This window comes from Streptomyces sp. NPDC049627 (assembly GCF_044465645.1).
In the GTDB taxonomy this organism is placed as follows: Bacteria; Actinomycetota; Actinomycetes; order Streptomycetales; family Streptomycetaceae; genus Streptomyces.
Window position 1 is genome coordinate 91,820 of sequence record NZ_JBITLW010000012.1, and the last position, 21,907, is coordinate 113,726.

Annotated in this window: 15 protein-coding genes; 13 read left to right on the forward strand and 2 right to left on the reverse strand. The window is 72.0% G+C overall.

Going from position 1 to position 21,907, the window contains the following annotated elements:
* Positions 1 to 98: 98 nt before the first annotated feature.
* The 5 genes from ACIBU0_RS30380 (at position 99) to ACIBU0_RS30400 (ending at position 9,251) form a co-directional block, all read left to right on the forward strand.
* Positions 99 to 1,967, forward strand: coding sequence for a hypothetical protein (locus tag ACIBU0_RS30380; protein ID WP_398824769.1), 1,869 nt, complete (start codon positions 99 to 101; stop codon positions 1,965 to 1,967).
* 175 nt (positions 1,968 to 2,142) lie between these two features.
* A complete protein-coding gene (locus ACIBU0_RS30385) occupies positions 2,143 to 2,442 on the forward strand; it encodes a hypothetical protein (protein WP_398824771.1) in 300 nt (99 codons plus the stop codon).
* 272 nt (positions 2,443 to 2,714) lie between these two features.
* Positions 2,715 to 3,284, forward strand: coding sequence for a sigma-70 family RNA polymerase sigma factor (locus ACIBU0_RS30390; RefSeq protein WP_398824773.1), 570 nt, complete (start codon positions 2,715 to 2,717; stop codon positions 3,282 to 3,284).
* Positions 3,281 to 4,555, forward strand: a complete 1,275-nt coding sequence (locus ACIBU0_RS30395) for a hypothetical protein (protein WP_398824775.1) — start codon at positions 3,281 to 3,283, stop codon at positions 4,553 to 4,555. Before ACIBU0_RS30390 ends, ACIBU0_RS30395 begins: the two co-directional genes overlap by 4 nt.
* Positions 4,556 to 4,664: 109 nt before the next feature.
* Positions 4,665 to 9,251 carry an FtsK/SpoIIIE domain-containing protein gene (locus ACIBU0_RS30400; protein ID WP_398824778.1) on the forward strand — a complete coding sequence of 1,529 codons (4,587 nt, stop codon included), beginning with the start codon at positions 4,665 to 4,667 and terminating at the stop codon, positions 9,249 to 9,251.
* Here the strand turns inward: ACIBU0_RS30400 and ACIBU0_RS30405 are convergent.
* Both ACIBU0_RS30405 and ACIBU0_RS30410 read right to left on the reverse strand, forming a co-directional pair.
* Complete coding sequence (locus ACIBU0_RS30405) at positions 9,217 to 11,169, reverse strand: collagenase (protein ID WP_398824780.1); 1,953 nt, start codon at positions 11,167 to 11,169, stop codon at positions 9,217 to 9,219. The genes ACIBU0_RS30400 and ACIBU0_RS30405 overlap by 35 nt on opposite strands.
* Before the next feature lie 136 nt (positions 11,170 to 11,305).
* On the reverse strand, positions 11,306 to 12,265 hold the full coding sequence (locus ACIBU0_RS30410; protein WP_398824782.1) for a LysR family transcriptional regulator: 960 nt from the start codon (positions 12,263 to 12,265) through the stop codon (positions 11,306 to 11,308).
* Between the two features lie 134 nt (positions 12,266 to 12,399).
* On the opposite strand from ACIBU0_RS30410, the gene ACIBU0_RS30415 reads away from it, so the two are divergent.
* From ACIBU0_RS30415 to hypE, 8 genes are all read left to right on the forward strand, one after another.
* Positions 12,400 to 13,845 (forward strand): glyceraldehyde-3-phosphate dehydrogenase, encoded by a 1,446-nt coding sequence (locus tag ACIBU0_RS30415; protein WP_398824784.1) that lies wholly within the window; start codon positions 12,400 to 12,402, stop codon positions 13,843 to 13,845.
* A 162-nt stretch (positions 13,846 to 14,007) separates the two neighbouring features.
* Entirely contained in the window at positions 14,008 to 15,717 is a 1,710-nt protein-coding gene (locus ACIBU0_RS30420) for a hydrogenase maturation protein (RefSeq protein ID WP_398824786.1), read from the forward strand.
* Positions 15,714 to 16,301: a hydrogenase maturation protease gene (locus tag ACIBU0_RS30425; RefSeq protein WP_398824788.1), complete on the forward strand. Its 588-nt coding sequence runs from the start codon at positions 15,714 to 15,716 to the stop codon at positions 16,299 to 16,301. The genes ACIBU0_RS30420 and ACIBU0_RS30425 overlap by 4 nt, the downstream gene beginning before the upstream one ends.
* 48 nt (positions 16,302 to 16,349) lie before the next feature.
* The gene (hypB, locus tag ACIBU0_RS30430; protein ID WP_398824790.1) at positions 16,350 to 17,093 is read left to right on the forward strand and encodes a hydrogenase nickel incorporation protein HypB; all 744 of its coding nucleotides are present in this window, start codon (positions 16,350 to 16,352) and stop codon (positions 17,091 to 17,093) included.
* Positions 17,090 to 19,423 carry a carbamoyltransferase HypF gene (hypF, locus tag ACIBU0_RS30435; RefSeq protein WP_398824792.1) on the forward strand — a complete coding sequence of 778 codons (2,334 nt, stop codon included), beginning with the start codon at positions 17,090 to 17,092 and terminating at the stop codon, positions 19,421 to 19,423. Before hypB ends, hypF begins: the two co-directional genes overlap by 4 nt.
* A gap of 3 nt (positions 19,424 to 19,426) precedes the next feature.
* Complete coding sequence (locus tag ACIBU0_RS30440; protein ID WP_398824794.1) at positions 19,427 to 19,708, forward strand: HypC/HybG/HupF family hydrogenase formation chaperone; 282 nt, start codon at positions 19,427 to 19,429, stop codon at positions 19,706 to 19,708.
* On the forward strand, positions 19,705 to 20,847 hold the full coding sequence (gene hypD, locus ACIBU0_RS30445; protein WP_398824796.1) for a hydrogenase formation protein HypD: 1,143 nt from the start codon (positions 19,705 to 19,707) through the stop codon (positions 20,845 to 20,847). Before ACIBU0_RS30440 ends, hypD begins: the two co-directional genes overlap by 4 nt.
* Positions 20,840 to 21,907 carry a hydrogenase expression/formation protein HypE gene (gene hypE, locus ACIBU0_RS30450; RefSeq protein WP_398824798.1) on the forward strand — a complete coding sequence of 356 codons (1,068 nt, stop codon included), beginning with the start codon at positions 20,840 to 20,842 and terminating at the stop codon, positions 21,905 to 21,907. Before hypD ends, hypE begins: the two co-directional genes overlap by 8 nt.

Consider the following 21,907-nt stretch of genomic DNA (forward strand, 5'->3'; position numbering starts at 1 on the left):
TCTCTGCGTCTACAGGTCGGACACGATGCCACCACTTGTTCGGCATCACGAACATCGCTGCCTCGTCAGCCGAATGCCGGAAGAAAGGATGGGAATACGTGACCCGCATTTCGATCGACTACGATCTGATGTACGTCCTCGCCCGCCAGGTCTGGCATCTCCGCGATGAAATGGATGTCCCCGCAGGGGTGAAGCACAGTTTCGAAGCCGGTGACATCGGGCCCCGCCAGGAGACGGCCGAGGAACTGGCGAACTTCTCCACCACCTGGAAGAAGGCGTTCACCGAGGGCTGGCAGGTCATGACCGACCTCGGCAACCTCCTCGACGAGATCGGGAAGGCCTTCTACGACTCCGACGCGCAGACCGCGGCCGGCGCCGCGTCGATGGCGGCGGCCTACCAGCGGCAGAACATCAAAGCGGCGAACGACGGCTACAAGCAGCGGCAGGACGCCATGTACAAACAGGCCGAGGCCGCGAACCTGGAGCGGCGGCACAGACCCGGGCAGCTCTACCTGGAGCGACAGCAGCAGGAGTTGGAGAAGAAGCGGGCGGCTCTGCAGAAGGAGCAGGACGCCCAGGCGAAGCGCCAGGAGGACCTCACCAAGCAGCAGGAAGAGCTCCAGAAGCGGCAGGAGCCCTTGCGGCAGCGCCAGGACGAACTCACCCAGCGGCAACAGGAGCTGTGGCGGCGGCAGAAGGCCGAGCGCGCGGAACTTCAGGCGGGCTTCACGGCGAAGCAAGACGCCCTGGACAAGGAACGGGCGGCGCTCACCGCGGGGCGGGAACCCTCCCGCGAGCAGATGGACGAGCTGCGGCGCAAACAGCAGGACCTCTGGGAGGAGCAGGACGCCGCGCAGAAGGCCCTGGAAGGCAAGCAGGCGACGGAGCAGAACGACCTGAACCGGGAGCGGGACGCCCTGCGCAAGGAACAGGACGCCTTCACCCCCGAATGGGACGCGCTGGACAAGAAGCAGCACGACCTGTGGAAGGACCAGGCCGCGACCGAAGAGGCGCAGAAGCAGCTCGACGAGGACCAGGAACCGCTGACGCAGCGGGCCGAGGACATGCAGAAGGCCTACGCCGCGGAGCAGGAAGAGCTGGCGAAGAAGCCGGCCTGGACCCCGGAGAGCGGCGAACCCAACCCGCTGCACATGAACCGCGAGCTCGGCGGGGACGGCCCGGCGGAGACCCCACCGCCCCCCGTACCCACCACCTACGAGCGGGACGACGACAACGGCCACACGAAGATCGAGTACAAGCTGAACGCCAACGGTGAGATCGAGGTCGACAAGAACGGCAACCCGGTCGAGACGACAACGACGATCACCAACAAGAACGGGCTGACGTACACCGAGACCCACCGATCACTCGCCCGTGAGGGCGACTCCGTGACGACCACCCAGGGCTCCGACGGCAAGGTCACCAAGGTCTACGAGGACGCGAACGACGAGTTCTACGGCAAGGGGTTCATGAGGCGGTACGTCACCGACGAGAAGGGCAACACCCTGCAGGTCTGGCTCAAGGCGCCCGACGGCGACTGGACACTGCAGAACGAGGCCAAACAGGAGGAGCCGGAGCGGGACGACGACCCCCTCGGCATCTACGACTACGTTGAATTCGGGCAGCGGCCGATGCAGTACCTGGAGCGGCCGCCCGCCTACCTGACCGTGGACAAGCCGATGGTCGACGCGACCGGGAAACCGGCCGACGGCGCCTTCTCGCCGGGGAAAACGACCTCCGACCTGCCCGGCAACGCCTCGCGTACCGACTACACCAGCCCGGACGGCTCCGGCCTGCACGTCGTCACCGCGGGCATCAGCCGCTATGTCGCCGACGACAAGGGCGAGATCCAGGAGGTCTGGCAGAAGAACCGGTACGGCGACTGGTACCTGAAGGACTCCATCACCCAGCACGAGCGCTACGGCGACGAACCCCCGCTGGGGATGATCGGCGAGAACTGGCGCTGATCGCTCCCGGCCAGGGCCGGACAGCCTCCGGCCCACCCCTTGAGCTCCCTGCGGGCGCCCACCCCCCCCCGGCGCCCGCAGGGTCCCCAGGGCCCGCATCTGCGGGCCCGGCAGTTCCATCACCCAGGTGCACATCCGGTCGCGACCGGGCGCACCGCAACAGAAAGAGGCCCCCATGGCCAAGACCCACGTCGACGACGAGCAGGTCAACGCGACAGCCGCCAAGCTCAACAACGCTGTCAGCTCCACGCTGGTCCCCCAGCTGTCGGACCTCCAGCGAGAGGTCGAGGGGCTGCTCGGCGACGGCCTGGTACTGGCGCAGACCAGCCCCAAGCTGCGCGAGTCCTACGCGAACTTCAACACGTCGGTGACCCAGGCGGTGAACAACATCACCGAGTTCGCCAAGCAGTTCCAGCAGATCGCGCACTCCGTGAGCGACCTGGACAGCCAGATCGCCGGCGGCATCCCTGCCTGATGCTCAACAAGTGAAGACTGAACCAGGGCGAATGGGACATAGCCCCCATTCGCCCTGGTCGTGTGCGTAAGTCAAACGTCACGTTCACCTAAAGGGGGTTGAAGCTCGCGACAACACCCATAGACTCGCCGCCATAAAGGGAGTTGCCGCTTCCGCTTGTGGTGGCGGTGTCACCTGAACTCTCGTATTCACTCCGCTCAGCACTCGCCGCGCCCGCGGCGCCCGAACGGACCGGCTCATGACACGGACGCCGGTTCTGGGGGAGGCACCACATGAGTACGTCCGCCACCTGTCACGACGCCGAGAACTCACACAGACGCGACGGGAGCGCTCCCACGAGCGACGCATCCTTCCGTGAGCTCTTCGAGCGGCACCACGGTCCCCTGTTGCGCTACGTCTCCCGCCTGATGGGCGGCGACCGGCAGCGCGCCGAGGACTTCGTCCAGGAGACATTGCTGCGCGCCTGGCTGAGCAGCGCGGACCAGCCGCCGGACTGGTCGCCCTGCCGAACCTGGTTGTTCCGCGTGGCGCACAACCTGGTGGTGGACTGGACGCGACGCGAGCAGGTCCGCCCCGAGTACCACCAGGAACTCCTGGAGTCGCACGCCGAGCCCGTCGACCCGATCGGCCAGGTGGTGCACCGCCGCTTCCTCGTGCACGCCCTCTCCCACCTGTCCCTGCCTCACCGCGAGGTGCTCTTCTACGTCTACGTGCTGGGCTGGACCGGCCCGGATGCCGCAAACGCCCTGTCCATCCCGCCGGGCACGGTCAAGTCGCGCACGCATCACGCGATACGCGAGCTGCGCCGACGCCATCCCGAAGACGCGCTGGTGGCCGCATGACGCCCGCCCCGGCCCAGAGCCACCAGATCTCGCTGGCCAGGCCCGACTCGTCCCTGGTGACGGCGCTGCTCGTCACCGTCGCCGTGCTCCTGCTGCTGTTCCTGCTCCTCCGGCACGTCGTGCGCAAGCGGGGCGGCTGGCGGCGGTTCCGGCGGGGCGTCGCCCGCGAACTCACCCTGACCAGGCGGGCGTTCGGCGAGCCGCTGCGCGCCTTCCGCCGCCACCGTCGCGGGGTACGGGCGCTGTCCCGCCACCTGTGCGACCCCCGGTCCGGCCTGCTCGTGCGCCGGCTGCTGGACGCGGCCGGAGCGGCGCTCGGCGATGTCCCCGGAGCCTTCGCGTACGGTCTGCGCACGGAGCCCGGCTGGGCCGCCGTCCAGATCGCGGCCCGCGGGCTGCCCGACCCGCCCGCCCCGTGGGGGGTCGCCGACGGGCTCGGCGCGCAGTCCTGGTGTCTGAGCCTGGACGACGAGGAGTCGCTGCCGGACGCCGCGCCCCGCGCCGGCTCCCGGGTACGGCCACTGCCGGTCGCCGTCGGCATGGCGGACGACCTGTGCGTGCACCTCGACCTGGCCGCCGGGCCCCGGATGATCACCGTCGAGGGCGATGCCGCCACTCGTTCCCGGCTGCTCCAGGCACTGGCCGCGCAGCTGGACCGGCCGGGCAGCGGAGCCTCGGTCACCGTGACGGACGGCGTCCACCCGCACTACCGTGGGGAGCCGCTCGACTCCGTGCTGCGCCGGCTGGAGAACACGCCCGCCCCGACAACGGAGAGGGAAGGAGCCGTCGCCTCCACGATCACGGTCGTGGTCTGCTCCTCCCCCACCCGCGAACAGGCCCGGCGGCTGAGCGCGCTCGCCGCCACCGGCACCGTCGTCTGTCTCGCCGACGGCCCGGCGGCCGGGCACAGCTGGGCGCTGCGCGTCAACGGCCGCGGCCGGGTGACCGCCCCGGAACTCGACCTGTACGCGGACTCGGCCCCGCTGGGCAGGGCCGTCGCCGCGGCCGTCCGGGCGGACCGGCGCCGCGCACGCCGGGCGCCGGCGCGGCAGTGGCCGATCGAGCCGGCCGTCGAACCGCGTACGGAACCGGAGCGGCAGGCGCCCGAGACGGCCGAGCTGCCCGACAGGTCCGCACTGCCCGAGCTCGTCGAGGAATCCCGGCACCCGGCCACCTCTCCGGCCCGGACCATCGCCGGTTCCGACCTCCTGTCCGAACCGGCCACCGCCCGGGCGCGTTCCGCCGAGGCGTCGTCCACCGGCGGGGAGTGACCCGCCCGCCGGGCTCGACCGTAGTCCGTGACCCCGAGTCCGGTCCTGAGTCCGCAGTCCGGCACCGCTGCCCCTTGCTCGCCCCGCGAACCACCCCTGAAGGGGAGACATGAAACTCCTCATCACCACCGTCGTCGACGGCGATCCCGCAAACCGTCAGGACGTCGTGCTGAGCGCCGATGCCGCCACCCCCGTGCGCGACATCGCCGAGCACCTGGCCCGGCTGCGCGCCGACGACCCGGCCTCGACGCCGGATCAGGCGCCCGTCTGCTACCTGGGCGACGACCCGCTGTCCCCCGGAGCTCCCTTGGCCGGAACGCCCGTGATGGACGGCAGCGTCATCGGCCTCGGCACGCCCGTCCCCCGGTCCTGCGCGCAGTACGGACCCCAGCGCTTCGCCATGCCGCAACCCCAGCGGGTGGACCACTCACCGGTGGTGGAACTCCAGGTGGTGGGCGGTCCGGACGCGGGGCGGGTGTACGCGCTCGGCGTCGCCACCCATGGCATCGGCCCGCTGGAGGGCTCCGCCGTGCCGCTTCAGGGCCGTGGCCTCCCGTCCGAGGGCATACGGATCTCCGTACGCCCGGACGGATCCGCCATCGTCGAACTGCCACGGGACGCCGGCGCGCGTCTGTCCGTGCCGGAGCCGCCGGAGCACCGGGGCAGGCCGAACGTCGCCCTGCTCCCCCTCGCGGAGCAGGACGAGGAGGACACGCGGGACGAGTCGGAGGAGGAGGTCACCGAGACCGCCGCCCTCCCCGACGGCTGGGTGCCCTGGCCGCTCGGCGGTGAGCTCGCCCTCGGCGAGTACCTGCTGCGGCTGACCGAGCCGACGCAGCGGGACGCAGCAGTGGTGCCGTCCGAGGGCGGCGGCGGGCTGGACTACAACCGGCCGCCGCGCATCCTGCCGCACCTCGAACCGGAGCGCTTCCGCCTCCCCGCACCGCCCGAGCCGCCCAGCCGCAGGCCCATCCCGTTCATGGTGGCGTTCGCCCCCATGTTCATGGGCCTCGGCATGGTGCTCATCTGGCACTCGTACTACTACCTGCTCTTCATGTTCATGTCGCCGATGCTGATGGCGGCGAACCACGTCAGCGGTCGGCGCACGGCCCGCAAGGACTTCGAGGAGAAGTCCCGCACCTACCGGCTGCGCCGGGCCTCGCTGGAGGAGGACGTCCGGCAGAAGGTCGTCACCGAGCAACGGCTGCGCACCGAGAGCGCGCCCGACCCGGCGATGGCGGGGCTGTGGGGAGTCGGCCCCGGCCGCCGGCTGTGGGAGCGCCGGCGCGGCGACCCCGACCACCTGGCCCTGCGCATCGGTACCGCGAGCCAGCCGTCCCTGCTCGGCATCGAGGACGCGGCGCGCGAGGACAACCACACCTCCGTGCACTGGACCATCCCGGACGCGCCCGTCAGCGTGGACCTCGAACACTGCGGAGTGGTGGGTCTGGCCGGTGAGACCGCCTCCGTGCAGGCGCTGGCCCGCTGGATGACGGCCCAGGCCGCCGTGCTGCACACCCCGCGCGATCTGCGGATCGTCGTCCTCACCGACAAGTCGGCCGAGGAGTCCTGGGACTGGGCCCGCTGGCTGCCGCACTCCCGGGACGATCTGCCCGGATCCCGCGGCGGCGCCGTCACCCTCATCGGCAACGACCCGGAGACGGTCGCCAACCGGGTCGCCGAGCTGGTGTCCACCCTGCGCACCCGGCAGCGGGCCGCGGAGTCGACCATGAGCAAGGCGCTGCTCAGCGAGCCGGACGTGCTGGTCGTGATGGACGGCGCCCGGCGTCTGCGTGACGTCCCCGGTGTCGTGTCCATCCTCAAGGAAGGCCCGGCCGTACGGATCTTCCCGCTCTGCCTGGACCACGAGGAGCGGCTCCTGCCCGAGGAGTGCACCGCGGTGGTCCGGTACGAGAACCACCGGCTCACCCTGCGCCGCACCGGTCTGCCCGCCATCGCGGACATCCGCCCGGACCTGGTCGAACCGGCCTGGTGCGAGCGCCTGGCGCGGGGCATCGCCCCGATCCACGACGTCACCCCCGACGCCTCGGAGGGTCTGCCCGACCGGGTCGGCCTGCTGGATCTGCTGGGCCTGCCGGAACCGAGCGGTGAGGCGGTCGCGGCACGCTGGGCCGGGCGCCCCGCGTCCACCGAGGTGCTGCTCGGCGCGGGCTACGACGGTCCGGCCGCCTTCGACCTGGTCAAGGACGGACCGCACGGCCTCGTCGCGGGCACCACCGGATCCGGCAAGTCGGAACTGCTCCAGACCCTCGTGGCCTCCCTCGCCGCCGTCAATCGGCCCGACGAGCTGACCTTCGTCCTGGTGGACTACAAGGGCGGCAGCGCCTTCAAGGACTGTGTGCGGCTGCCGCACACCCTCGGCATGGTGACCGACCTCGACAGCCACCTCGTCCAGCGGGCACTGACCTCGCTGTCGGCCGAACTGGTGCGCCGCGAGCACATCCTGGCGGCCGCCGGGGCCAAGGACCTGCCCGAGTACCAGAGCATGCGCCGCCGGGAACCCGCGCTCGCACCCGTGCCCCGGCTCGTCATCGTCATCGATGAGTTCGCCACCCTCTACCGGGAGATCCCGGACTTCATCCCGGGCCTGGTGAGCATCGCCCAGCGCGGCCGGTCCCTGGGCATCCATCTGATCCTGGCCACCCAGCGTCCGGCCGGTGTGGTCAACGCCGACATCCGCGCCAACACCAACCTGCGGATCGCCTTGCGAGTGACCGACGCCGCCGAGAGCCAGGACGTCATCGACAGCAAGGACGCCGTCAGCATCTCCCCGAGCACCCCCGGCCGGGCGCTGGCCCGCCTCGGTCACGGCACGGTCGTACCGTTCCAGACCGCCTACTCCGGAGCCGTCCGGCCGGGAGCGGCTCCCGCCCGGCAGCCGCAGCCGGCGACCGAGGCCGGGGCACCCCGGATCTGGGGCACCGAACTGCCCTGGCAGCGCCTCGGCCGCGCGGTCGGCATACCGAGCGCCGAAGCCGAGCCCACCGCTTCCGCCGTGGACGACGGCTCCCCCACCGACCTCAACGCGCTGGTGGACGCGGTGCGCGAGGCGGCGGAGCTCACCGGCTGCGCCCCGCAGCCCAGCCCGTGGCTGCCGCCGCTCGGCCAGTCCGTGCTGGTCGACGACCTGCCGCAGCCCGAGCCGACCGGCGACGCCCGTCCGGCTCCGGTGCCCTGGGCCCTGTCGGACCTGCCCGGCGCCCAGGCGCAGGAGCCGGTGCGGCTGGACCTCGCCGCCTTCGGCCACCTGTATGTCATCGGCATCCCGCGCTCGGGCCGTTCGCAGGTGCTGCGGACCATGGCCGGCGCGCTGGCCCGCGCCCACACCGCCGCGGACGTGCATCTGTACGGCATCGACTTCGCGGGCGGCGCGCTGTCGGCCCTGGGTGTGCTGCCGCACTGCGGCGCGGTCGTACCGCGCGGCGACGCCGAGCGGCTGGAGCGACTGCTCACCCGGCTCGACGCCGAACTGCACCGGCGCCAGGAGTTGCTGACCCGGCATCACGCGGCGAACCTGTCGGAACTCCGTGAGATCGTCCCCGCTTCTTCCCGCCCGGCGCACGTGCTGCTGCTCATCGACGGCTGGGACGCGCTCGTGGACCTCGTCGCCGATCACAACGGCGGGCGGCAGATGGACCAGTTGAACCGTCTGCTCAGGGAAGGCGCCGCCTCGGGGCTGCATGTCGTGGCCACGTCCGAACGGGCCCTGCTGGCCGGGCGGGCCACCGCGCTCAACGACAACAAGCTGCTGCTGCGGCTCAACGACCGCTCCGACTACCACGTCGTCGGGATGCGTCCCCGCGACCTGCCCGACGTGATCAGGCCCGGGCAGGGCTGGACCTCCGACGGGACCGAGATCCAGGTGGCGTTGCTCGCACCCGGGGCGACCGGTCAGGAGCAGGCGGAGGCGCTGCGTGCCATCGGCGCCGAGGCGACCCGCCGCGACGCCGGGCTGCCCGCCGCCCGCCGGCCCGTGCGGATCGGCACGCTGCCGGCGAAGGTGGCGTTCACGGACGCGTACGAGAAGGTGCCAAAGGAGCTGCGCCGGCCCATGTGGGGCCTGCTGGGGCTGGGCGGCGACGACGTCGCACCGGTCGGGGTGGACTTCGCGGGCTCCTCGCCGACGTTCGTGGTGGCCGGGCCGCCCGGCTCGGGCCGCAGCACCACGCTGGCGAGCCTGGCGGTGTCCCTGCTCTCCTCCGGCACCCGGCTCGTCGTCCTCACGCCGCGGGAGTCGCCTTTGCGTGCGCTGAACGGTCATCCGGGCGTGCGCCTGCTGGCCTCGCCGTCCCCCACGGCGCAGGAGCTCGCCGCCGCGCTGCGCGGCGGCGACGAGCCTCGCGTGGTGCTCGTCGACGACGCCGACCTGCTGATCCTGCCGGAGATCGACCAGGATCTGCGCGCCCTGGTCGAGTCCGGCCGGGACCGCGGCATCGGCGTGGCCGCCGGTGTCACCGGGGAGACGATGGCGGGCGCCATGGGCTGGCTCAGTGCCCTGAAGCGGCACCGCCGGGGCATGCTCCTCGACCCCCAGAGCGTGATGGAGGGCGACATCCTCGGCGTGCGCCTGACCCAGGCTCAGCTGCGCAACCGCAGGCCGGGCCGGGGGCTGACCGTCGACCCGCGCTCCGGAGAGCCGATCAACGTGCAGATCCCGGAGACGACGCTCGACTGACGGCCGGCGGCGCCGCGCAGGCACCGGCGGCGCACTCCGTCAGCCACTGGTCGAAGTCGGCGTCGTAACGGGTGCCGATGTCGGTGGCGTAGACCGCGTGGCCGCCCGTGTAGTCGCCGACGCGGAAGCGGGCGAGCATGCGGTCGATGTCGGCCGGGTGCTTCTCGACCATGTACCGGACGGCGAGGTAGCCCCACGGGTAGGTGCGGGTCACGTCGCTGTTGGCGTACGTGTTCTGGAAGAGCGTGCTCAGCCGGTACGTGTGCTTGCCGGCCTCCGTGACCGCCTGGTCGTAGGTGATGTGTCGGTAGCCGTAGGAGACGTACTCGGCCACGCCCTCGATCCACCACACGTCGGGCACCGAGGTCTGCTGGGTGAAGTCGCCCTTCATGTCGTGGCGGGCGTCGAGGTAGTGCGTGTACTCGTGGTTGAGGTTCCAGATCCGGGCCGCGTGACCGTCGTCCTGGCTCTTCTGGTACATGACCGAGAGGGGGCGGTTGGCGGCGTCGGTGGGGTCTCCGATCAGCGTCATGCCACCGTTGTCGGTGCTGATGCCGAAGATCGCCCCCGCGTAGGTGCGGTAGTCGGCGCGGCTTGCGAAGACGACCAGGTCGATGGTCGACAGGTACTGGCCGGGTATGGGGCCGTCGTCCTTCACGAGGCCGTGGAAGTAGGAGTCCTGGCCGAGCACGCTGGCGCAGGCGGCGTCGAGGTCGCCCGGGGTGAGGGCCTGGGCGCGGATGCTGTGCGTCGCGTCGCAGGGGTGGGTGATGGGCAGGGCGGCCTTCGTCAGCTGACCCGGCAGGTCGCAGACGCCGTAGTAGGAGCAGTTGGCGCCGTCGTAGTACTCGGCCTGCGTCGCCACCGTCACCCACAGGCCGGCCGTGGGACCGGTGATGCGGGAGGCGTCCAGCAGTTCCTTGGCCAGGGGCCGGACGGTGGTCCGCAGTGCCGGGTGTTCGACGTAACGGGCCAGGTTCATCCCGGCGTTGGACGCCAGGTAGGCGCGGTCGGTGGCGAGGAGGTCCAGGTGGTCGAGCGCGAACGTGTGAAGGGTCCGGACGACGGCCGGGTCGGCGGTGACGGCCCTGACGTAGTCCGGGTTCCAGTTGCCGCGCCAGAGCGGGGTGTAGACGGCGTTGACGGCTGCCAGCATGCTGCGGATGGCGTCGTACGAGCTGTTGTAGCCGGTCAGTATCCGTCGGTAGACCTTCAGATACCGGGCCTGCTGGTCGGCGCTGTCGGTGAGGACGACGACCTCGCCGAGCACGTCGCCGTTGGCCGCGGTGACGTCACGGGAGTGCGGGCGGGCGAAGAAGGTGTCCAGGCCGCGCGTGGTGTTCCGGGCCAGCGATGTGCCGTACGGGCCCACGTCGTCGGGGTGGTTGAACTGCACGTAGTAGCCGGCGCGCAGGAAGAGGACGAGCTGCCACACGCGGGACGAGTTGTCGCCGGCGTAGCGCTGTGCCGTGCGGGTGAACGCCTGGGCGACGGTGACCATTTGGGACTCGCGGAAGACGGCGCGGGCGTCCGTGCCGGTGACCGCGAACAGGCTGTTGACGCAGTCCGTCGTCGAGGCCTTGACGAAGTCCACGAGTGCGGCGCCGGTTCTGCCGCCGAAGTCGGACGGACTGCACGGGGCCGCCTTCGAGGCGGCTTCCGAGTGCGGACGGGTGGGCGGGCGTGTCGGCGTCAGGGGCGGCAGGGTGGCCGGGGTGCGCGGCCGGTCCCGGACGGCGGAGAGGGTGTCGGTGGTCGGGCCGGTCGGTGGCGGGGGCGTCTTGGCGGACGCCGTGGTGGCCGGGCCGGGTTCGGCCGCGGGTGTCGCGAGCGCGGGCGTCGACAGCAGTCCGGAGACGGTGACGCATACGGCGAGCACGGCGGCCACGCGTCCGGGCAGCACGGAGCGGTAGCGCATCTGGTGTCCTCCACGGATGGATGCGCCTCGGTTGGGGTGCTGAGGCGTGTGAGGCACTGTCTCAACGCCCGCCACCCTCAACAATGGTGTGTGACATAGCACATCGCGCCGCGGGGCCATAACGCCCGGCTGTCGTCTACACCTTGGGCACGCTCCATGTGCGCGCCGCCCAGGTCCTCAAGTGCGGGGACCGGCCGACGAGTTGGCGGTAGGCGGCGGTGGCGGACTGCAGCAGCGCGTCGGCCGTCTCCTCACTCACCGTGTCGCGCCGCCAGGCCAGCACATAGCGGCACCACAGCGGCGTGCCGGTCAGCGGTTTCACGACGACCTGCGGGATCGGCCGCGTCGTCGCCTGTACGACGGCGACGCCGAGCCCGTCGGCGATCATTCCCTGCAACTCCAGCCGGTCGCCCAGGAATTCGTGCACCGCCGACGGAGTGAAGCCGGCCGCCGCACAGGCCGCGTAGAAGACGCCGGGCCATCCGGCCCCGTCGTCCGGCGTCAGGAACCAGGCTTCTTCGGCCAGTTCCGCGAGGCCGACCTGAGCGCGGCGCGCGAGCGGGTGGCGGGAGGACAGGGCGACGAAGTTCGGCTCGGTGACGATCCCCCGGTGGTCCACCGCGTCCGAGTGCTCCAGTTCCCTGCCGGGGTAGTCCGCGGCGATGGCCGCGTCCACGGCGCCCTCCTCCAGCAGTTCGACGATCCGCGAGGAGGCGTACACGCTGTTCACCGCGAGCGAGAGCTCCGGGAGCCGGGCGCGGAGCCCCGACATCATGCCCACGAGCATCGGTGAGTTCGTCGCCGCCACCCGCAGGGTCCGCCGTGCCGGCGTCGCGCCGGGTGCCGGGCGGCGTCCGATCGCGGCAGCTCGGTCCAGGACGTCGCGGGCCTGGGCGACGACCTCGACGCCGTACGGGGTCGGCCGCACCCCGGTCGGCCCGCGCTCGAACAGCGGCTCGCCGAAGTGCCCTTCGATGCGCCGGAGTTGGGTGCTCACGGCGGGCTGCGAGTAGCCGAGGTCCGCCGCGGCCCGGCCCACGCTCCCCGCGTCGGCGATCGCACACAGCACGCGCAGATGGCGCAGCTCCAGCTCCACCCGTCACTTCCCCGGCCCGCACGCCATACATACACCCCAATATCGGTCATCTCACCCATGCGTGACCCCCCTGTGAAGGCCCGCCGCACCGCATGGTTAGCATATGAGCGCCACCTAGCTCGAAAGATAGGCCCGTGACTGTCAACGACGACTCGTTCACCAACTGGAAGAACCGCGAGGAGATCGCGGAGTCGATGATCCCGCTCATCGGGAAGCTGCACCGGGAGCGGGACGTCACCGTCCTCCTCCACAGCCGCTCCTTGGTGAACAAGTCGGTGGTCAGCATCCTCAAGACCCACCGGTTCGCCCGGCAGATCGCCGGCGAGGAGCTCTCGGTCACCGAGACGCTGCCCTTCCTCCAGGCCCTCTCCACGCTCGACCTGGGCCCGTCCCAGATCGACATCGGCATGCTGGCCGCCACGTACAAGGCCGACGACCGCGGTCTGTCCGTGGAGGCGTTCACCGCCGAGGCCGTCGCCGGTGCCACCGGCGCCAACAAGATCGAGGGCGGCGAGGGACGTGACGTCGTCCTCTACGGCTTCGGCCGCATCGGCCGCCTCGTCGCCCGTCTGCTGATCGAGAAGGCCGGCTCCGGAAACGGGCTGCGGCTGCGTGCCATCGTCGTGCGCGGCGGCGGCGACCAGGACATCGTCAAGCGCGCCTCGCTGCTGCGCCGTGACTCCATCCACGGCCAGTTCCAGGGCACGATCACCGTCGACGAGGCGAGCAGCACGATCTTCGCCAACGGCAACGCGATCAAGGTGATCTACGCGAACGACCCGTCCGAGGTCGACTACACGGCGTACGGCATCAAGAACGCCATCCTCATCGACAACACCGGCAAGTGGCGCGACCGCGAGGGCCTGTCCCAGCACCTGCGCCCCGGCATCGACAAGGTCGTCCTGACCGCGCCGGGCAAGGGCGACGTCCCGAACATCGTCCACGGCGTCAACCACGACACCGTCAAGCCGGACGAGCAGATCCTGTCCTGCGCCTCCTGCACCACCAACGCGATCGTGCCGCCGCTGAAGGCGATGGACGACGAGTACGGCGTGCTGCGCGGGCACGTGGAGACCGTCCACTCGTTCACCAACGACCAGAACCTGCTGGACAACTACCACAAGTCCGAGCGCCGCGGCCGCTCCGCGCCGCTGAACATGGTCATCACCGAGACCGGTGCCGCCTCGGCCGTCGCCAAGGCGCTGCCCGACCTCAAGGCGAAGATCTCCGGCAGCTCGATCCGCGTCCCGGTGCCGGACGTCTCCATCGCGATCCTCAACCTCCAGCTGGCGCGTGAGACCAGCCGCGAGGAGGTCCTCGACTACCTCCGCGACGTCTCGCTCACCTCGCCGCTGCGCCGCCAGATCGACTTCATCACGGCCCCCGACGCGGTCTCCAGCGACTTCATCGGGTCGCGGCACGCCTCGATCGTCGACGCGGGCGCGCTGAAGGTGGAGGGCGACAACGCGATCCTCTACCTCTGGTACGACAACGAGTTCGGCTACTCCTGCCAGGTCATCCGCGTCGTCCAGCACGTCTCCGGGGTGGAGTACCCGACCTACCCGGCTCCGGCGGTCTGATCCCGACGCCCTGACCGGCTTGCCGTCCGCCGCGGGACGGCAAGCCGGTCGGCGCTCGCCCCGTACTCGGGGATCCGGATGGAGGAAGAGACCGGACGCCGGCCGGCGAAACGCCGCCCGGGTCCTTCTCGCCCCTCCGCAAAGCGACGAGCATGCCGGACCATGAAGATCTTGCTCGTCGTCAGCGCGTTCAACAGCCTGTCCCAGCGCGTGTACGCGGAACTGTCCGACCGAGGGCACCGGGTCGACGTCTCTCTCGCCTCGCACGGCGCCGAAGCGGTCCGAGCCGCCGTGCGCACGGCTCACCCGGACCTGATCATCGCTCCGATGCTGAGGACGGCGCTCCCGGAGGACGTGTGGCGGGAGCACACCTGCCTGATCGTGCATCCGGGACCGCCCGGCGATCGCGGTCCGTCCTCCTTGGACTGGGCGATCGCCGAGGAGGCATCGCACTGGGGAGTGACGGTACTCCAAGCCGAGGCCGCGATGGACGCGGGCGACGTATGGGCGACCCAGAGCTTCCCGGTGCCGCCGGTGGGCAAGAGCGACCTGTACCGCAACGAGGTCTCCGACGCCGCCTCGGCCGCCGTCCTGTCGGCCGTGGAGCGGTTCGCCGAAGGATCGTTCAAGCCGCAGTCCCAGCGCGATCCGGACGTCCTCGTGAGGTGGCGCGACTTCTTCCGACAGGAGCAGCGGCGGATCGACTGGGACGGCGACACCACCTCGGCGGTGCTGCGCAAGCTGCGCGGGGCCGACTCGCAGCCGGGCGTCCTGGACGAACTCCTCGGCCGGGAGGTCTTCCTGCACGGCGGGCATCCCGAGGACCGGCTGCGCGGACGCCCCGGAGAGCTGCTCGCGACGCGGGCCGGGGCGATCTGCCGCGCCACCGTGGACGGCGCGGTCTGGATCCCGGAACTGCGCCCCCGCAAGAGCTCCGGCGACCCGGCACCGTTCCGCCGCCCGGCGGCCTCCGTGCTGGCCTCGTGCCGGCGACCGGCCGAGCCGCGGCTCCCGGAAGCAGCCGCCCCTCTCGAACTGCCCCCCGAGCGGCGCACCTGGACCGACATCCGCTACCGGCAGGACGGCGACGTCGGCTTCCTGACGTTCTCCTTCCCCGGCGGGGCGATGAGCACGGACCACTGCCGTCGGCTGCTCGCCGCCTACCGGTTCGCGCTCACCCGACCCACCCGGGTGCTGGTGCTCGGCGCATCCAGGGACTTCTTCTCCAACGGCATCCACCTGAACGTCATCGAGGCGGCCGCCGACCCCGCGGGTGAGTCCTGGACCAACCTCAACGCCATGGACGACGTCGTCGAGGCGGTGCTGCGCACGACCGACCGGCTGGTGGTGGCGGCGCTCGGCGGCAACGCGGCGGCCGGCGGGGTCATGCTCGCCCTGGCCGCCGACGAGGTGTGGTGCCGCGCTGGCACCGTCCTCAACCCGCACTACCGGAAGATGGGCCTGTACGGGTCGGAGTTCTGGACCTACACGCTCCCGCGCCGCGTCGGATCCGAGACAGCCGAGCGGCTGACGTCCGAGGCGCTGCCCGTGAGCGCCGCGACCGCCGTGCGGATCGGGCTGGCGGACCGTCTGGTGGCCGTACCGGCGCAGGAGTTCGGAGTCGAGGTCGGGCACCTGGCCGCCGCCGTCGCCGACGATCCGGACCTCGCGCGACGGCTCGCGGCGAAGGCCGCGGCACGGCAGGCCGCCGAGGCGCGCCGTCCGCTGGCCGAGTACCGGCGGGCCGAACTCGCCCGGATGCGCGAGATCTTCTTCGATCCGCAGGCCCCGTACCACGCCCTGCGCGCGGCCTTCGTCCGCAAGCAACCGAGCGGCTCGCATCCCGCACCGGCCACGGGCGGTGCCCGGTGAGCGCGCGTCTGCTGGTGGCGGGGGTCGGCAACATCTTCCTCGCGGACGACGCCTTCGGCCCCGAGGTGATCCGTGCCCTGGACCGGCACCCGTGGCCGCCCGAGGTGCGGGTACGGGACTTCGGCATCCGCGGGATGGATCTCGCGTACGAGCTGCTGGACGGCTACGACACGGCCGTCCTGGTCGACGCGGCGGCGCGGGGCCACCGTCCCGGCACCCTGTCGCTGGTCGAGCCGGAACTCCCCGACGGCACCCGGGGCGCCGCCCCGCCCGAGGCGCACGGCATGGACCCGGCGAAGGTCCTGGCCCTGGCCACCCATCTGGGCGACGAGCCGCTGCCCCGCGTCCTCGTCCTGGCCTGCGAACCCGAGCTGCGGCCCCGCGGCGACGAGGACATCGCCCCGGGCATGAGCGCGACGGTACGCGAAGCGGTCGAGCGGGCCGTCGCGGCCCTGCACACCATGGTGCCGGTGCTGCTCGCGGACCCCGCGGCCACTCCCCCGTTGAGCCGCCCGGACGAATCCACCGCCCTGTCCCCGGCCGGGCTCCGGCCCACGGCGAGCGGCGGCGCGGAGGATCGGTGACGGACCGGCAGCCCGGTCCGCCCCCACCGACGGCGAGGAGCAGCGCCCATGTGTGAGTCCGTGGACGAGGTCACGCAGGCCGTCCTGGCGAAGAACGACGGACTGGCCACGAGCCTGCGCGACGAACTGACCCGGCGCGGGGTCTGCGTGGTCAACCTCCTGTCCAGCCCGGGCAGCGGCAAGACGGAGCTGCTCGGCCGGGTGCTGGCCCGGGCGGTGGAGCGGCGCATCCCGGTGGCCGCCCTCACCGCCGACCTGGCGACCGAGAACGACGCGCACCGGCTGGCGCGCTCGGGGGCACCGGTCAAACAGCTGCTCACCGACGGACTGTGCCATCTGGAGGCCCGGCAGCTGCGCGGGCACGTCGAGAGCTGGCTGCCACGGGACACCTCGCTGCTGTTCGTGGAGAACGTCGGGAACCTCGTCTGCCCGGCGGCCTACGACCTCGGCGAGAGCCTGCGCATCGTGCTGATGGCGGTGACGGAGGGCGAGGACAAACCGCTGAAGTACCCGACGGCCTTCGGGTCCGCCCATCTGGTGGTGCTGACGAAGACCGATCTGGCCGAGCCGGCCGGTTTCGACGCCGCCGCCTTCGAGGCACATGTACAGCGGGTCAATCCCGGGGTGGAGGTGGTGCGGTCCTGTGCCCGCAGCGGCGACGGCGTCGACACGCTCCTGGAGCGGGTGCTCACCGCGCGGGAGGGCGCCCCCGTTCACCGCCCGCCGCTGGCGCCGCACCCGCACTCCCACGACAACGCCGCATCCGGCGTCGCGGCCGGCCGCGTCTCGTGACGGCGCCCGCCGCGCAAGCGGTCCGCCGCCGCGTCACCGTGCGCGGCACGGTGCAGGGCGTCGGGTTCCGCCCGTTCGTGCACCGCCTGGCCACCGACCTCACACTGGCCGGGTTCGTGAGCAACACGGCGAGCGGTGTGCTCATCGAGGTGGAGGGCCCGGCGGACGGTGTCGCCCGCTTCTGCGACCGGCTGGCCACGCAGCCGCCTCCGTTGGCCACCGTCACCGGCGTCGAGGTGGAGGACCTGATCACCACCGGGGCCGACGACGCCTTCACGATCCGTTCCACCGAGCGGTCCCAGGGCCGCACCCTGCTCCCGCCCGACACGGCGACCTGCGCCGACTGCCTGCGGGAGCTGGCCGATCCGGGCGACCGCCGCCATCGGCACCCGTTCGTCACCTGCACCCACTGCGGGCCCCGCTTCACCATCGCCACGGGAATGCCGTACGACCGGGCGCTCACGACCATGACCGGGTTCCCCCTGTGTTCCGCCTGCGCCCGGGAGTACGGCGATCCCGGCGACCGTCGCTTCCACGCCCAGCCAGTGGCCTGCCCCGACTGCGGCCCCCGGCTGCGTCTGGTGCCCGCCGCCGGCAGCAGTGTCCGCCCCGCGCGGGACGCAGGCGCGCCGGCGACGGCCCGGGCGCTGCTGACCGGCGGACGGATCGTCGCCGTCAAGGGCCTCGGCGGCTACCACCTGGCGTGCGACGCCACCGACGCACGGGCCGTCGACACGCTGCGCACCCGCAAGGCGCGCGGCGGAAAGCCGTTCGCGGTGATGTGCGCGGATCTCGAGACCGTACGGCGGATCGCCACCCCGTCCCCGGCCGAGGTGGCCGCCCTCACCAGCCCCCGGCGCCCCATCGTCCTGCTGCGCCGACGTGCCTCTCAGGAGCTGCTCGCCCCCGGCGTCTGCCCCGGCAGCCCGCACCTCGGCGTGATGCTGCCCTACACCCCTTTGCACGCCCTGCTGTTCGGGCTGCCCGGCGATCCACCGGGCCCGCGCGTGCTGGTCATGACGAGCGGCAACCGTTCGGGGGAACCGATCGTCACGGACGACGACGAGGCGTTGACCCGGCTGGCCGGGCTGGCCGACGCATGGCTCGCCCACGACCGGCCCATCGCCTCGCCCTGCGACGACTCCTTGCTGCGGGTGCGCCCCGACGGCACCGAACAGGTGCTGCGCCGGTCCCGGGGGTACGTACCCCGTCCGCTGCGCCTGCCGGTGGCGGTGCGGCCGACGCTCGCCGTGGGCGGGGACCTGAAGAACGCACTGTGCGTCGGGGAGGGTGACCAGGCCTGGTTCGGCCCGCACATCGGGGACATGGGCGACCTGGCCACCCTGGAGGCGGCCGGGCGGGCGGAGGCCCGGATGCGGTGCCTGACCGGCGTCACCCCTGAGCTGGTCGCCGCCGACCGGCACCCGGGGTACCACTCGGCCCGGTGGGCCCGTCGGCGGGTGGCGCCGCTGCCCGGGCGCACGCCCGTGTTCGTCCAGCACCACCACGCGCACATCGCCTCCGCCATGGCCGAGCACGGCCTCGACGGCACCAGGCCCGTGATCGGCGTCGCCTTCGACGGCACGGGTTACGGCGACGACGGCACCGTCTGGGGCGGCGAGATCCTGCTCGCCGACTACGCGGGCTTCCGGCGCTTCGCCCGTCTGACCCCCGCCCCGCTGCCCGGCGGGGACGCGGGGGTGGCCAACCCCTGCCGGCTGGCCCTGGCCCGGCTGTGGGCCGCAGGGGTGCCGTGGGACGCGGACCTGCCCTGCGTCGCCGCCTGCACCCCCGGGGAACTGACGCTGCTGGAACGGCAGTTGAACCGCGCCCTGGCCTGTGCGGCGACCTCCAGCATGGGCCGGCTCTTCGACGCGGTGTCGTCCCTCGCGGGCGTGTGCCACCGCGCGGAATACGAGGCCCAGGCGGCCCTGGAACTGGAGGCCGCGGCCGCATCGGTCTGGGGCACCGACACCTCGGCGTACGCCTTCGGCATCGCCGGCGGCGCCTGCGATCCGGCACCCGTGCTCGGCGCACTGGTCGCCGACCTGCGGCGCGGCACCCCGGTCCCGGTGCTCGCCGCGCGCTTCCACCGGGGTGTGGCGCGGGCCGTCGTGGAGATCTGCCGGCGGGCGCGCCAGGACACCGGTCTGACCACCGTCGCCCTCAGCGGCGGGGTCTTCGCCAACGCGCTGCTGGAGGAGGAGTGCACGCGGCTGCTGGCCGGGGACGGCTTCGCGGTACTGCGGCACGGCGAAGTCCCGCCGAACGACGGCGGGTTGGCCCTCGGCCAGCTGGTGGTCGCGGCGCACCGACGACTGGAGGAGTGACGCATGTGTTTGGCAGTGCCCGGCAAGGTCGTGGCCATCGACGGCAGCGCCGACCCGCTCACCGGGACGGTCGACTTCGGCGGAGTGCAGAAACAGGCGTGCCTGGAGTACGTGCCCGACGTGCGGGTGGGTGAGTACGTCATCGTGCACGTCGGGTTCGCGCTCCAGCGTCTGGACGAGGAGTCGGCGCTGGCCTCGCTGAAGCTCTTCGAGGAACTGGGGCTGCTGGAGGAGGAGTTCGCGGACGCCTGGGAGCAGGCGGCGAAGGAGGCGGGAACAGCATGAAGTACATCGACGAGTTCAACGACCCCGAGCTGGCCCGGCGGCTGCTGGACGAGATCCGCGCCACCGCCACCCGGCCGTGGGCGCTGATGGAGGTGTGCGGGGGCCAGACCCACTCGATCATCCGGCACGGGATCGACCAACTCCTGCCCGAGCAGGTGGAGTTGATCCACGGTCCCGGCTGTCCCGTGTGCGTCACGCCCCTGGACGTCATCGACAAGGCGCTGGCCATCGCCGCGCGCCCCGAGGTGATCTTCTGCTCCTTCGGCGACATGCTCCGCGTGCCGGGCACGGACCGCGACCTGTTCCGGGTCAAGGGCGAGGGCGGCGACGTCCGCGTGGTCTACTCCCCGCTCGACGCACTGGAGCTGGCCCGTCGCCACCCCGACCGCGAGGTGGTGTTCTTCGCCATCGGCTTCGAGACCACCGCCCCCGCCAACGCGATGGCCGTGCACCAGGCACGCCGTCTGGGTCTGGCCAACTTCAGCCTCCTGGTCTCCCATGTGCGGGTACCCCCGGCCATCGAGGCCATCATGACGGCCCCCACCTGCCGGGTGCAGGGATTCCTGGCCGCCGGGCATGTGTGCAGCGTGATGGGCACGGCCGAGTACCCGGAGCTCGCCGAGCGGTTCCGCGTTCCGATGGTGGTGACCGGATTCGAGCCCCTGGACATCCTCGAGGGCATCCGCCGAGCCGTCCGCCAACTCGAACGCGGCGAGCACCGGGTCGAGAACGCCTACCCGCGGGCGGTGCGGGAGGACGGCAATCCGGCCGCCGTCCGCATGATCGAGGAGGTGTTCGAGGTGACCGACCGCAACTGGCGCGGCATCGGACGCATCCCTTCGAGCGGCTGGCGGCTGACCGACGCGTTCCGCGCGTACGACGCCGAGCACCGCTTCGACGTCTCCGGAATCCGTACCGAGGAGCCCGCCGAGTGCCGCAGCGGCGAGGTGCTCCAGGGGCTGATCAAACCGACCGAGTGCGCGGCGTTCGGCACCACCTGCACCCCGCGCACCCCGCTCGGCGCCACCATGGTCTCCAGCGAGGGCGCCTGCGCCGCCTACTACCTGTACCGCCGGATGAACGCCCCGACGCCGCAGGCCGACCGGGCCGCGCGGGAGGAGATGAACCCCGTTGCCTGAACTCGCCGAAACGGTCGATCCGGCCAACTGGACCTGTCCCGCTCCCCTGCGCGACCAGCCGGTCGTGGTGATGGGCCACGGCGGAGGCGGAGCGCTGTCGGCGGAGCTGATGGAGCAGGTCTTCACTCCTGCCTACGGCAACGCCACCCTGGCCGCGCTCACCGACTCCGCCGTCCTCGAACTGGGCGGCGCGCGGCTGGCGTTCTCCACCGACTCCTATGTCGTCAGGCCGCTGTTCTTTCCCGGCGGCAGCCTCGGCGACCTCGCGGTCAACGGCACCGTCAACGACCTGGCGATGAGCGGCGCCAGGCCCGCGTACCTCTCCGCCGCCTTCGTCCTGGAGGAAGGCGTGGAGCTGACCGTGGTCGAACGGATCGCGCGCTCCATGGGCACGGCGGCCAGGGCGGCCGGGGTCACCATCGCCACGGGCGACACCAAGGTGGTGGAGTCGGGGCACGGCGACGGTGTGTACGTCACCACCGCCGGTGTGGGGCTGGTCCCCGACGGGGTGGACATCCGTCCCCAGCGGGCGCGGCCCGGAGACGCCGTCATCGTCAGCGGCCCGATCGGCCTCCATGGTGTGGCGATCATGAGCGTCCGCGAGGGACTGGAGTTCGGCGTCGATGTCGCCAGTGACACCGCGCCCCTGGCCGACCTGGTGGCGGCCATGCTGGCCGCCACGCCGGACATCCATGTGTTGCGCGATCCCACCAGGGGCGGCCTCGCCGCGTCCCTCAACGAGATCGCCCGTGCCTCGGGAACCGGTGTCCGGCTGGCCGAGCGCGCCATCCCGGTGCCGGACGCGGTGGCGAACGCCTGCGGCTTCCTGGGGCTCGATCCGCTCTACGTCGCCAACGAGGGGCGGCTGGTCGCCTTCGTGCCCCCGGCCGCGGCCGAGGAGGTCCTCGCCGTGATGCGCGCCCATCCGCAGGGCTCCGGAGCCACGGTGATCGGCGAGTGCGTCGCCGACCATCCGGGCATGGTCGTGGTTTCCACCGGCCTGGGCGGCACGAGGGTGGTGGACCTGCCCCTGGGCGAGCAGTTGCCGCGCATCTGCTGA

Coding starts and splice junctions, on each gene's coding strand:
- ACIBU0_RS30400 (WP_398824778.1), top strand. CDS start 4,665: ATGAAACTCCTCATCACCACCGTCGTCGACGGCGATCCCGCAAACCGT.
- ACIBU0_RS30395 (WP_398824775.1), top strand. CDS start 3,281: ATGACGCCCGCCCCGGCCCAGAGCCACCAGATCTCGCTGGCCAGGCCC.
- ACIBU0_RS30390 (WP_398824773.1), top strand. CDS start 2,715: ATGAGTACGTCCGCCACCTGTCACGACGCCGAGAACTCACACAGACGC.
- hypB (WP_398824790.1), top strand. CDS start 16,350: ATGTGTGAGTCCGTGGACGAGGTCACGCAGGCCGTCCTGGCGAAGAAC.
- ACIBU0_RS30385 (WP_398824771.1), top strand. CDS start 2,143: ATGGCCAAGACCCACGTCGACGACGAGCAGGTCAACGCGACAGCCGCC.
- ACIBU0_RS30440 (WP_398824794.1), top strand. CDS start 19,427: ATGTGTTTGGCAGTGCCCGGCAAGGTCGTGGCCATCGACGGCAGCGCC.
- ACIBU0_RS30405 (WP_398824780.1), bottom strand. CDS start 11,169: ATGCGCTACCGCTCCGTGCTGCCCGGACGCGTGGCCGCCGTGCTCGCC.
- ACIBU0_RS30420 (WP_398824786.1), top strand. CDS start 14,008: ATGAAGATCTTGCTCGTCGTCAGCGCGTTCAACAGCCTGTCCCAGCGC.
- hypD (WP_398824796.1), top strand. CDS start 19,705: ATGAAGTACATCGACGAGTTCAACGACCCCGAGCTGGCCCGGCGGCTG.